Annotated in this window: 3 protein-coding genes; all 3 read left to right on the forward strand. The window is 47.0% G+C overall.

All coding sequences use genetic code 11. The features are described from left to right. The first annotated feature begins 966 nt into the window (after positions 1-966). The 3 genes from YC6258_RS23075 (at position 967) to YC6258_RS23085 (ending at position 14795) form a co-directional block, all read left to right on the forward strand. Complete coding sequence (locus tag YC6258_RS23075; protein ID WP_044618979.1) at positions 967-12576, forward strand: non-ribosomal peptide synthetase; 11610 nt, start codon at positions 967-969, stop codon at positions 12574-12576. Between the two features lie 232 nt (positions 12577-12808). Continuing rightward, positions 12809-13705 (forward strand): NAD(P)/FAD-dependent oxidoreductase, encoded by an 897-nt coding sequence (locus tag YC6258_RS23080; RefSeq protein ID WP_044620356.1) that lies wholly within the window; start codon positions 12809-12811, stop codon positions 13703-13705. Between the two features lie 451 nt (positions 13706-14156). Next, positions 14157-14795, forward strand: a complete 639-nt coding sequence (locus tag YC6258_RS23085; protein ID WP_169749014.1) for a transporter substrate-binding domain-containing protein — start codon at positions 14157-14159, stop codon at positions 14793-14795. Positions 14796-14836 lie beyond the last annotated feature (41 nt).

Genomic DNA, 14836 nt, shown 5'->3' on the forward strand with positions numbered 1-14836 from the left:
TGATGCAGGGATGCACCGAGGAGTCGGTGTTTCGCGTAACACCGCCAGATTTCTTAGGGCGACAATTAAAGAGATCAGGACAATCAATTTAATTGCCAGGTTAATAGACGGAACGACAAATCGGTGATTGTTCAGAAACATCCTATTTTTCTGCATGTACAGACATGATCATAAAAATGTCACGAATGAAACTTACCTCACCAATATTTCCCACCAGGTGCATCACAATTTTTAACCAAATCTGGCCAAATCTATAAAATCATCATCACCTTTTTTGACATATGGGAAAGTGCCATATATACACCATTGTTATCCACCCGAGATGAAATTCAACTGGGATTCTCCGAAAAAATAGTGCTGGCTTTATCAAGATATTCAGAACACCTTCAAAAGTATGATTGCTGGACACATGCATACCAATATACCTTATATATAAAGAGCAATGAGAGAATAGTTATTACATGAAAAAATATTTGTGCCAGGCTAATAGGCAGACTCCATAAAATTTTTCACATACGATCCTCTCAGCCAAAGAAAAGCCATAATTAAAAAACCAGAAAACCCCCTGTTTTTTTTTAAATTCAAAACATTTTCACAGTAACACATTTAGTTTTTCAGCATACTTCCTGAAATCGGCATTCCAGACCCCACAATATTTATCTTAATAATCAAATTCATTTAACATCTTTATAAAAGTATTTTTCAAAATAAAAGACATGACACGCAAATAAATATCAGATCAATATACTTCCATTATCTTAAAACTTGCCTATATCTATTCAATAGAAATAAATTTTCCGTATATGTCTTATTAACATTTCCACCCCAAAAAAAACCTATGCTAGTATCACCCCAAAATGCCTTACTGAGTTTTTACTAACGAGGCCAATCATTTATCTACCCTCTTTAGTATTCAGATAATTTCATAAAGATCTGAAAAATTTCCACTACAGCAAAGGTTCCGTTATGGAGATCTCTACCACAGAAAGTTTTGATCGTTTAATCCCTCTTCATACTTCTCAAGAAAATGTGTATTTCGAACAATTACTATATCCGGAAGACCCGATTTACAACATCGCCTGTTACCAAGTACTTGATTCCGCCAATACACACAGAGAGAAATTGAAACATTGCTGGGAGACACTTCACGAGCACCTGGATGCCTTACAAATGGCATTTCATGAAGATGAAGAAGGTTATCTGTATCAAAATCCGGTTGAAGACAGAAACGCCATATTCCTGGAGAATGACTTTTCGTTACGAGAGAACCCCGAGGCCGAGGCCCTCAGATGGATGGAATCCCGACTTTCCATACCGATGGATTTTATGTCCGGCTACGTTTCAGAGTTAAGTTTATTAAAAGTATCTGACGACAAGCACTTCCTGTTTTTCCGCTTCCACCATATCGCTACAGATGGAATGGGTGTCCATATTTTTTTGGAATACTTTCATAAACTGTACGAAGACACCACCAACAACGATGATACTTTCTGGTTGAGATCCATCCCCGACTATAAAACCATCGCAGCTAACTCCAAAAACTATCTTGGCTCCAGCCGATATGAAAATGACAAAAACTATTGGCAGGAAAAGCTGAAGGGAATGGTGGTTACAAAACTGGAAAACTTCCATGATTCGAAAGGCAGTAACGAGGTCACGTACAAGCTTCCAAAGACACTTAGCGATTCAATGAAGCTTTTTTGTGAGCAACATAAAATCAGCTACCTTATTCTCCTTTCTTCTGTTATCAGCGTTTATTTTTCAAACCTTTTAAACCGCCCCGACATTGCGTTTGGTACTATCGTGCATGGCCGGGGAGATGCAAAAAGCAAGAAAACTGTTGGCATGTTCTCTAATACAGTATTAATAAAATGTGATATACCGGAAGGCTTAACTCTCAAACAGCTAACCGAACAACTGGGCAAAGAAATATCCAGCACACTGCGGCACAGTCGTTTTCCCTACAGTCACTTTACACGTCTTTCAAAAAAAACTGATCAGTCTTCGGCAGATATCATCATCAATTGTGAGACTTTTTCCTACAACCAAATGGAAGTCAATAAAAAGATTGAGACCTGTCATCTTGGCAATAAACATGAAAAACAGCCATTGCAGATACGCCTGATTGATTATGACTTCAACGATGATCTGGAAATAAAGATCACATATAACCATCGATTTTTCGATGACCATGAAGTTAAACTTATGGGCAAAAGACTCCTGAATATGTTGAATCATTGTATTCTGGACATTGAAACCCCGGTCGCAAACATTTCGATCCTACCCGATGAAGAACGTGACATTCTGTTAAAAGACTGGAATGAGACCGATGCAGAATATCTGAAGGACAAAACTGTACACCAGTTATTCGAGTCGCGTGTTGTTGAATCACCAGATAATATCGCTCTAATTTTTGACAACGAAAAACTGACCTATGCTGAGCTGAATCGTCGCGCCAATCAGCTGGCACATGCTATCAGACAAAAGTACCAGAACACACATCAAACAGAACTGACACCCAACACTCTCGTAGCTCTTTATCTGGACCGCGGCTTCGACATGATTGTAAGCATCCTTGCGGTTTTGAAAGCTGGAGCGGCTTATGTACCGATTTCCCCGGAATTTCCTGAATCAAGGATCCAGTTTATCCTTGAAGATACGCAGGCTCCCATTCTGATCAGCCAGACATCGCATGCTCAAACGATCAGCCATATTTGCAACAATATATCTTTATCTCCGGAGGTGATGTTCTGTGACGAATATGATCCGCAAAATGATCAATTTACTGACACGCCAAAAAGTAGCTGTAATGCAGACAATCTGGCATATGTTTTGTACACCTCCGGCACAACCGGTCAGCCAAAAGGGGCGATGATCAGACACCGGAATATTTGTCATTTGATCGCGGCCCAGAATGAGCGTTTTAATACCGCACAACATAACTGTGCTTTACAGTTTGCGGCATATGTTTTTGATGCCAGTGCCTTTGAATTATTTGTCAGTTTGGTTTCCGGCCATAAAGTTGTGCTGTGTACCGATGAGCAACATCGCGATCCTGAGATGCTTGCTGAGCTGATCAGACAGCACAATGTCGAAATAGCCACGTTGCCGCCGGCGATTTTGAATCAGATGACCGACTCTGGCCTGGAGTCACTGAAAACTCTCATAACGGCGGGTGAAACTCCAACACCTGATACCCTCAGAAGATTCAGTAAAAACCGGAGCGTACATAATGCCTATGGTCCGACCGAAACAACCGTCTGCGCCTCCTCCTACAAAATTAACAGCAGCCAATACACCTCTGCTGCCAATATCGGCAAGCCATTAATTAATGCCAGGGCCTATGTCCTTGATGCTTCCATGAATCCGGTACCCATTGGTATACCCGGTGAATTGTATGTTGGTGGTGCTGGTTTGGCCGGTGGTTATCTTAATCGTCCGGAATTAACGTCTGAGCGCTTTATCACAAATCCATTTGCGACTGACAATGATAAATGCAATGGCTTCGACTTATTGTATAAAACAGGTGACCTGGTACGCTGGTTGCCCGATGGTAATTTAGAGTACCTGGGTCGTAACGACTTTCAGGTAAAAATCCGTGGTTATCGCATTGAACTTGGAGAAATCGAACACGCCATGACCCGGATACCTGGCATTCGCCAGGCAGTTGTGATTGATCGCGATCGCAATAACAGTAAATATCTGGCAGCTTATTATGTCACTACCAGAAACAACGAATCCTATTTATCCGATGACATAATAAGACACAGGCTGACCGGTCTGCTGCCAGATTATATGGTGCCTGCAACCTTTGTCGAGTTGGAGGCCATACCGATTACCATTAACGGAAAAGTAGACCGGCGCGCACTGCCCGAACCGCAGTCGGATGGTCAGGAAACCTCCACCCCACCGCGAAATGCCATGGAACAAAAAGTCTGCTCTATATGGAGGGAGGTGCTGGGACTGGATCAGGTGGGAATCTATGATGATTTTTTCCGGGTTGGAGGCGATTCAATTACGGCTATCCAACTGGTTTCCAAACTACGCCAATCCGGCTGGACACTGCATGTTAAAGATATTTTTGCATTACCAACCGTTGCCCGACAGGTCACCTTTCTGAACGAACAGACCTCGTTGGAACAAGTGAAAGCAGAGCGCGGAACCTTGACAGGTCGCTTTGATTTACTACCGGTCCAACAGTGGTTTTTTGATTTCGATTGGCCTCACCCAAACCATTGGAATCAGGCGTTTATGATCAAACTGCCGGGCGATATTGATCAACCCGATATCCATCAGGCGCTGTCCAGACTGATAATGCAGCATGACATGCTACGTGTTCGCTTTGAGAATGGTCAGCAGGTTTATCAAACAGATAAGGATGCCTGTCTTCCTGTATTACACAGCCTGAACATTACGACTCTGAACGCGAAACAGCTTGAGCAACAACTGACGGACTGGCAAAGCCACTTTGATATCGAAGACGGCCCGTTATGTTGTGCGGCTCTGCTGACGGGTTATCAGGATGGTATGAATCGACTATGGTTTTCGGCTCACCATCTGGTGATTGATTTTGTTTCCTGGGGCATTATCGCTGATGATCTACGTACCCTGCTGACTCATCAGTCGCTGAACCAAAAAACCAGTAGTTATCGACAATGGGTTGAAGCTATTAAGAGTTATGCGAAACGAAATCAGCAGGAAATTCAATGGTGGAGGGAGCTAACCAACGATTCCACAACTCTTCCAGGTGCTGCCGGACGTCACAGAAAATATTGGTCACTTTCCACAGATAAGACCCAACAATTACTGGGCCAGGCCAATACCGGTTATCACACCGAGACGAAAGACCTGCTATTGGCAGCCCTGGGTATCGCATTATGTGAAACCTTTCAATCTGACAGCCAGCTGATCACCATGGAGGGTCATGGTCGCGAGAGTATTGATGATACTCTGGATGTTTCTCATACCGTTGGCTGGTTTACTACCTTGTATCCTGTCCGATTGACCGGTAACAGGAACATCCATGAAACAATTATCCAGACCAAGGAAATGCTTCGTGCGATCCCTAATAAAGGTATCGGTTATGGCGCGTTGGTTCAGTCTGGCGCGTTACCTCAGGCAAAACTGCCACCGATCAGTTTCAATTATCTTGGTCAACTCAATAAAGGAACACCAAAGGATGTCGCCCAGCCATGGCAACTCGATATAGATGCTGTGGGTGCAACCGTTGCGACCGATAACCGAAGTCAGTTTTTGCTCAGTATCGACTGCGCCGCTTTGGAACAGGGCCTGCAATTAGTCATCGATTCACAGCTTTCAGAACAACAGACTGATGACTTTATTCAATTATTTTCACAAACACTCGAACAGATACTGAGCCAATGTACAAAAATGGGCAGTACCGGGGGAACATACACTGCCAGCGATTTCGGGATGGAGCCGTTGTTTCAACAACGACTGGAGACATTACAGCAAACACACGATATTGAAGCCATATTTCCAGCCAGCAGTCTGCAACAGGGTTTCATTCATCACTACCTGACCCGGCCCGATGACGATGCCTACCGGATGCAACTGGTAGTGGATTATCAACAACCGCTGAATATCGATTGGTACCAACAAGCGTGGATCATGGCAGCACAACGCTTCCCTTCACTGCGCACAGCATTCGACTGGGATGTTCACGTCATTCAAATCATCACCCGTGACCAGAGCATCAACGAGGATAATTTCAACACTCATGATTTGAGCGCATTGTCCGATCAGGAACAACAACGCATCATTGAAGAACTGCAACAGCAGCACCGAAAACCATTTGACCTGAGCAAGCCAGGCTTAATTCGTCTGAGCCTGATCAAGCGCAGTGATCAACTCTACACCTTGATCAAAACTGAACACCACAGTATTACCGATGGCTGGAGCGGCCCGGTGCTGATCGATACGGTGCACCGTTATTACGATGAATTGTGTCAGGGACAACACCAGGAAGTTATCGCGGAAACTGCCTATATTCAGGCACAGCAATATCAAAGACAACAACAGGATAATACACAGCGTTATTGGGCTGCCATCAAGCCACAGTTCATCAAAACCAACGATATCAGTGCCATGTTCGGACAGCGTGTTGATCTGGAAAAAATGCGTGATGTTACGAATCCGACGGATATGGAAATCATCATTACCGGAAAGGATTTCAACGCCCTTAAAGAACTGAGCCGGCAATTAGGAGTCACCGTCAATACCATTTTACAGTTCTCATGGCACAAACTGTTGCAAACGTATACTGGAGATGAACAGACCATCGTCGGCACAATTGTTTCCGGTCGTGATCTGCCCATCACAGATATTGAAAACAGCGTTGGGCTTTATATCAATACCTTACCGTTGGCAATCAACTGGCGTCCTGACATTACGGTTGAACAGATGCTGCAAGACACTCACCAACATATTGCGGCACTCAGCAGCCACAGTCATATTTCATTAGCCGAGTTGCAGCACGATGGTCATCGTCTGTTTCATAGTCTGTTTGTCTTTGAAAACTACCCAATGTCCAATCTGTCACAGACAACCGAGATTGGTACACATATGGTAATACGCGAGTTTTATGAAAAAGCGGATTACCCTCTGGTGGTAAAAGCCTATGAATATGAAGACCGCCTGATGATGACCTTGAATTATAGTCAGGATTGGTTGCAGCCCCTTCAAGCACAACGATTGTGTGACCAGCTGAAACAAATTGTGATGCAGGTGGTATCACAATCAAAACAACCGATCAGAAATATTAATCTTTCTGAATTCGATCAGGTCCAATTACAACGTTGGAACAATACCACTCAGGACTACCCGGTCACCACCTTACTGGATGGCTTCTGTACACAGGTCGAACATGCTCCTCATACCACTGCAGTCATTACCTCCACGGGTTCGATCAGTTATGCTGAACTCAACCGTCAGCGTCTGGCTCTGACGTATCATCTGCTAGACAAAGGCGTTACCCGGTCTCACCTCGTTGGCGTATTAACCGATAAAGGCGAAGCCCAGGTGACCGCCACCCTCGCCATCCTCTCAACCGGTGCTGCCTATCTGCCGCTGAATGTCAGTTGGCCGGCTCACCGTTTGCAGGAAGTACTCATAGCCGGCGGCGTCGAACATCTGCTGATCTCCCGCCAGCAATACCACAACCACCAGCAACAGGCATGGCTGAACAACTATCAACTCACCGTGGTTGAAGATGTCTGCCACCGTGCCAACCCGGATGCGGTTGATCGCACTACCGAGCTCCCCGGTATTCAGCCTGAAGACATCGCTTATGTCATTTTCACATCAGGCAGTACCGGTAAACCCAAAGGCGTCATGACCAGCCATCAAGGGGCTATGAATACCATTACCGCTATTAACCGGGAATTTAACGTCTGTGCCCGTGACCGGGTATTGGCCTTGTCCGATCTGAGCTTCGATCTCTCGGTGTACGACCTGTTCGGTACTCTGGCTGCCGGGGCAACCATCATCTTCCCGGAACAACAGCAGGCACAGAATCCTCAGCACTGGCTCCAACTGGTCGGCCATTATGGCGTCACCCTCTGGAACTCTGTGCCACAACTGATGCAATTACTGGTCGAAGCCGGTGAGAGCAATGCCATGATGCTGAAAACCCTGCGGGTGGTATTAATGAGTGGCGACTGGATTCCGGTCACACTGCCAACACAACTGAAACAGCTGGTACCTGGCGTGAAGGTCATCAGTCTCGGTGGTGCCACCGAAGGCAGTATCTGGTCCATCTGGTATCCCATCGGTACCGTACCGGCAGACTGGCAAAGTATTCCTTATGGCCGGGCAATGCCCAATCAACAGATGTGGGTTCTGGATGATCAGGGACGACATTGTCCGATCGGGTGTCAGGGTGAAATCCATATCGGTGGTGTCGGGGTAGCTCTCGGATACTTCCAGGACGATGCCCGTACCCGGGCACAATTCATTGATCATCCTCAACTGGGACGCTTATATAAAACCGGTGATCTGGGCGCCTGGCATGCCGATGGCTATATTCAGTTCAAAGGTCGCAAGGACTTCCAGGTCAAGATCCGTGGCTATCGTGTGGAGCTCGGCGAAATCCAACATGTCTTGAGTCAACTCGCTCCGGTACAGAAAGCCCTGGTGATTGATCGGGAACGAGAAGGACTGCAATACCTGGCGGCGTATATCGTGCTGGAACCTGGTGCAGAGATCAGTGATGAACAACTCCGTCAGGCAACTACAGATACCTTGCCAGACTACATGCAGCCCTCCAGCTTTACCCGGATCGAATCCATTCCCTTAACCGCCAACGGCAAACTGGACCGACAGGCATTACCGGAGCCGGTTTGGGTTGATCAGGACAGTTATCAGGCACCCGAAACCGAACTGCAACAGCAGCTGTGTGACATATGGCAGCAGGTACTGGGTCTGGAAAAAGTAGGTATTCAGGATAACTTTTATCATCTGGGTGGGAATTCAATCAATGCCATTAAAATGGCCGCGGTTATTCACCGGCAACTGGAGATAGAGGTACCACTGGAAGCGATTCTGGAACAAAAAACTATCGCAGCTCTGACGGCTTTTCTGTCGAACGCATCATCGAATACTCCGTCACTGCCGGACATTGCACATATCCATACAGATCAGTACAGCCTCTCGTTTGCTCAGGAAAGACTATTGTTTATTGAGCAATATGAACAAGGCAGCGATGCCTACCATATTCCATATTTGGTTGAACTGGCAGCAGATGCAGAGGTGAAACAACTTGAACGGGCTTTGCAAAAGATTGTTGACCGTCATCAGATACTTAACTCTGCTTATACAACCAATGCAGAGGGTCAGTACTCGCAAAAAACTCTGAATGAAAACATCAGCATCTCAATTGAAACCCTGGATCATTCGACTTCCTTGCAGTCAGTTTGCGATAACGACTTACAGCAACCGTTTAACTTAACCACTGAAGCACCGATGCGGGCAAAGGTATATCAGCAGACAGATGGCCAGCAATATCTGTTGATCATCTGGCATCATATTGCATTTGATGGCTGGTCCATCGATGTCTTTGAACGTGAACTGTCTATCATCTATCAGGCTTTCTGCCAGCAACGGGAACCGGTATTACCTGAACTGGATATCAGTTATGGAGACTACGCCATCTGGCAGCGGGAGTTTCTGCAAGGAGAACAGCTGGAGCAACAGCTGACTTTCTGGCAGCAAACATTGGGAGGTTATGAAACCCTGGTTCTGCCAACTGACCGACCTCGCCCCAATCACATTGATTATCATGGAAAAGATTATCCATTTAGCATTGATGCTGAATTATCGCAGCAACTCAGAACGTTAGCCGCCAGTCACGACACCACACTGTTCAACATATTACTCAGTGCTTTTTATGCAACACTGTCTACCGTGACCGGACAGCAGGATATTCTGATCGGAACACCATCAGCCAACCGACGACACGTTCAAACCCACAACCTTATTGGGCTGTTTGTCAACTCATTGGTATTACGAGCTCACATCACACCGTCATTAACTCTGTCATCTCTGTTTGAGCATGTGCAGCAGGTTCTGACTCAAGCCAGAATGCATGAAGACCTGCCATTCGAATATCTGGTTGATGCGCTAACGATAGAACGTGACCCATCACGCAACCCGATTTTCCAGGTGGTTTTTGGTCTGCAAAACTTTGGACAATCCGACACTCTGGAAAACAGTCTTCCGTTTAGTGCGGTCAATGAACTGGGAGGTTTGTCTCTGCATTCACCGGCCAAGTTTGACCTGAGTCTGTTTGTCGACGATTCAAAAGCATCGTTGCAATGCGTTTTCAACTACGCCATCAGCCTGTTCAATCCATCAACCATTGAACGCTTCGCTGATATTTACCAGCGACTGTTACGTGGTTTTGTAACCCCCGCCTGCGAGCGCCTGGAAGATATTCCGGTTCTGCCGGATGTTGACCACGCCCAATTACAAAGCTGGAACAACACTCATCAGGACTACCCGGTCACCACCTTACTGGATGGCTTCTGTGCACAGGTCGAACATGCGCCTCATGCCACCGCCGTAATCACTACTGCCGGCTCGATCAGTTATGCTGAACTCAATCGTCAGCGTCTGGCTCTGACGTATCACCTGTTAGATAAAGGCATCACCCGATCTCACCTCGTTGGCATATTAACCGATAAAGGCGAGGCACAAGTCACCGCTGCCCTCGCCACCCTCTCCACCGGTGCCGCTTATCTGCCTCTGAATGTCAGTTGGCCGGCTCACCGTTTGCAGGAAGTACTCATAGCCGGCGGCGTCGAACATCTGCTGATCTCCCGCCAGCAATATCAAAATCACCATCAACAGGCATGGCTGAACAACTATCAACTCACCCTTGTCGAAGATGTCTGCCACCATGCCAGCCCGGATACGGCGGAACGCACCACCGAACTACCCGGTATTCAGCCTGAAGACATCGCTTATGTCATTTTTACATCCGGCAGTACCGGTAAACCCAAAGGCGTCATGACCAGCCATCAGGGGGCCATGAATACGATTACCGCCATTAACCGGGAATTTAACGTCTGTGCCCGTGACCGGGTATTGGCTTTGTCCGATCTGAGCTTCGACCTCTCGGTGTACGATCTGTTCGGTACCCTGGCCGCTGGCGCAACCATCATCTTCCCGGAACAACAGCAGGCCCAGAATCCCCACCACTGGCTCCAACTGGTCGGCCACTATGGCGTCACCCTCTGGAACTCTGTGCCACAACTGATGCAATTACTGGTCGAAGCCGGCCAGCGCAATGCCATGATGCTGAAAACCCTGCGGGTGGTATTAATGAGTGGCGACTGGATTCCGGTCACGCTGCCGACACAGCTGAAACAGCTGGTGCCTGGCGTGAAGGTCATCAGTCTTGGTGGTGCCACCGAAGGCAGTATCTGGTCCATCTGGTATCCCATCGGTACCGTACCGGCAGACTGGCAAAGTATTCCTTATGGCCGGGCAATGCCCAATCAACAGATGTGGGTTCTGGATGATCAGGGGCGGCATTGTCCGATCGGGTGTCAGGGGGAAATTCATATCGGCGGTGCCGGGGTGGCTCTCGGATACTTCCAGGATGAAGCCCGTACCCGGGCACAATTCATTGATCATCCTCAACTGGGACGTTTATACAAAACCGGTGATCTGGGAGCCTGGCATGCCGATGGCTATATTCAGTTCAAAGGCCGCAAGGACTTCCAGGTCAAGATCCGTGGCTATCGCGTGGAACTCGGAGAAATCCAACATGTCCTGAGTCAACTCGCTCCGGTACAGAAAGCGCTGGTCATTGACCGGGAACGAGAAGGACTGCAATACCTGGCGGCGTATATCGTCCTGGAACCCGGTGCAGAAATCAGCGACGAACAGCTGCGTCAGGCCACCACAGACGCACTGCCGGACTACATGCAACCCTCAAGCTTTACCCGCATCGAGTCCATTCCCTTAACCGCCAACGGCAAACTGGACCGACAGGCATTACCTGAACCGGTCTGGGTTGATCAGGACAGTTATCAGGCACCCGAAACCGAACTGCAACAGCAGCTGTGTGAAATATGGCAGCAGGTACTGGGTCTGGAAAAAGTAGGTATTCAGGATAACTTTTATCATCTGGGTGGGAATTCGATGGCAACCACGCGGCTGGTATCTCTGATCAATGAACAGCTTAATTGCCAGTTGTCACTTGCAGACGCATATACCCATCCGACTATCGCCCAGCTCAGTGGTCTGCTATCAGTACCACAACGAGAGTTGTCACTGGTTAAGACGTTAGCTCTTTCACAGCCTGAAGCACCTTCACTGTTTATGATCCATCCGGCACTGGCTGGATGCGAAGTTTACTATTCCCTGGCTGTCTCCCTTTCGTCTCACTTTAACTGCTATGGGCTGGATAATCACAATCTGCTGTTTGAGGACAAAGTCGAAACCTTAAGTGGTATGGCGCAGCTTTATCTGCAGGCCATCGAAGACACACACACTCTTTCCCAAAATGTGTATCTGCTGGGCTGGTCTTTAGGTGGCCAGGTAGCATTGGAAATAGCGGCCATGCTTGAAGACAGAGGCTTTAACAATATCCAGGTATTTTTGTTGGATTCATTTTTACCAGCAGGTCATTTCGAGCTTCGTAACTACGATGTTAAATCCGGTATGGCCCAGGTACTGCGTAACAACGGTTACGAAGAAGACCAAATTGAATCAGCGCTGGATAACATCATGATCGAACAGGGAATCTCGGCAGCAAAACTCTCCAGAGATCTGCTCTATACAAAAGTTACTCTGTTCAAAGCCTGTCATGTCTCACCGGATGAATACCGGATTAACGAGGAAGGCCTGGTTAGCATGGAGACAGATATGCTGAATGCCAGAGATAACTTCCTTTCAACATCGGTTAAAACCGAGGTTTCCATCTACAGGCTGGAACAGAGACATCACTACGATTTGCTGGATGAGAAAGAACTGATTTCCAGCGTACTGTTTCAGAGCTTACCGCAACCAGCCGTGGAGGAAACTGTGGAACAGTTAGTCCTATCCTGAGGAAATGAAGAAGACATGAAAATACTGAGAAGTTCATGTCACTGTTTATGATGTAGTTATCGATAGATTCACAGTCAGTAAAGTCATGCAGTGATCATTAAAAAGGACAGTTGTCAGAAATATGGAGCAGGGATGCATCGTATTGATAGCTGTCCAATACAGGAAGTCCGACAAATTATCAGTTGTTTTCATCGACAAGGTATCCATTAACAAATATGAGAAATCAAATATTATGATCTACGATGCAATAGTCATTGGTGGTAGTTTTGCGGGCTTATCAGCAACGTTAATGTTGGGCAGGGCACGCAAGAAAGTCGCGCTGATCGATGCCGGCAAGCCTCGCAACCGTTTTACCCGGGCGTCACATGGTTATCTGGGCATGGATGGCAAATCACCCGAGGAAATAAAAGCACAATGCCTTGAACAACTGCAGGTTTATCCGACGATTGAGTTTATTTCTGCCGAAGTTGTCAGTGCCCGAAAAGGAAATGGTGGTTTTGTAGTCAACCTGACAGATGATCGACAGATACATGCAGCACGCCTGGTGCTGGCTACGGGTGTCAAAGATAAACTACCAGACCTGCCAGGCCTTGAAGCACGCTGGGGAATATCGGCACTGCATTGCCCTTATTGCCACGGATTTGAAGTATCCGATCAGCCATTAGGGGTAATGCACAGTCATTTCGTCTCTTCGCATCAGGCGATGATAATTCCAGATTGGGGGCCAACCACTTATTTCACTCAAGGATTATTTAAACCAGACAGACAACAGGAAGCGATGTTTGCCGCCAAGAAGGTCAAACTGGAGTCTTCGCCGATTGTGGAGCTGCTGGGTAATGCCCCTGACCTCGAAGCCGTTAAACTGCAGGACGGTCGCGTGATTCCGCTCAAAGCCCTTTTTGTAACACCCACAACCCTGATGGCCAGTTCACTGGCAGAACAGCTGGGATGCGAGTTTGATGAAGGCCCGTTTGGAAAGTATCTGCGCGTCAACGAATGGAATGAGACAACCATAAAAGGCGTTTATGCCGCTGGAGACATGGCACATGCAGCACATAATGCTATCTATGCTGCCTCCGGTGGAGCAACCGCAGGTGTTGGCGTACACCAGTCTCTGATATTCTCGTAACCCTCAATCCAGTGTATTGCGGCGGCAGAGTACCATGTCGCAATACATTTCATATGATACGGCTGCTGTATTGTTCATAAGTATTCATTTGGCAAACATCCAGGTCGGGTAACGATGCGAGGCCAGGCTGCCTCCATGCCGCCAACGGTCTGATGTCAGATGCATTTACTATTTATTTCTCAGTCGCAACCCGGGCGGATCAGCCCCCGAATAGACCCGCCAACAGGATCTTTATACATATCTAAACAATATTCCGCCGTGCAGAAGAAAACTTCCTGGTCTACCTTTAATAAAGACAGTTTTTCGAACCACGATTCAGCTATTAAAACAAAAAAAGCAGGAATTCATGATGGCATCCATAATCCACCCACAGACATTCATCACCCTTTTTATTATGGCCTGTCTGAGCTTTATAAGCTCCGATGCACTCTCTGAGAACAGACAAGTTACTATGTCAACAGATGCGGAGAAGAAGGACGGTTATCTGGTCCAGGTCACCAGTGAAGCATTCAAACGTTCAGGATATGATCTGGAGGTTCGCTACCTCCCGTGGAAACGGGCGCTGGAAGAATCCATGACCGGTAAAGTGGATGGTTTACTGGGAGCTTACTACACCGATGAACGGGCGGAGAAACTATATTACTCAGAACCGGTTGGCGAGGTGGTCATTAGTTTCATGGCACTGAAGGAATCCAATATCCGCTACAATACCCTGACAGACTTAAAGGCTCTTGAGATTGGCATGGTGCGTGGCGCGGTGGTCAATGCAGATTTTGATCAGGCGGACTACCTGAACAAGATACCGGTCAGCACAATCGAGCAAAATATTCAGAAGCTGATCAATAACAGAGTGGCTCTGATCGTCGATAAACAACAACAACTCCAAAACATCGTCGAAAACCAGTATCCAGACTGGGTAGATAAAGTGGAATACCTCTCACCCCCTTTGCGGGTGGACTACTTTTACAACGCCTTTTTCATGGCCCACCCCGACGGCCAGAAAATATTGACAGACTTCAACAAAGGCTTGGCGGAAATTCGTGCGGATGGCACTTATGATCAAATACTGCAGAAGTATAAACTGCCTTAGTTGTAGTAGCCTCACACCCTGAACAAACAAACCACAAGGGC

The sequence above is a fragment of the Gynuella sunshinyii YC6258 genome, from assembly GCF_000940805.1.
Classification (GTDB): Bacteria; Pseudomonadota; Gammaproteobacteria; order Pseudomonadales; family Natronospirillaceae; genus Gynuella; species Gynuella sunshinyii.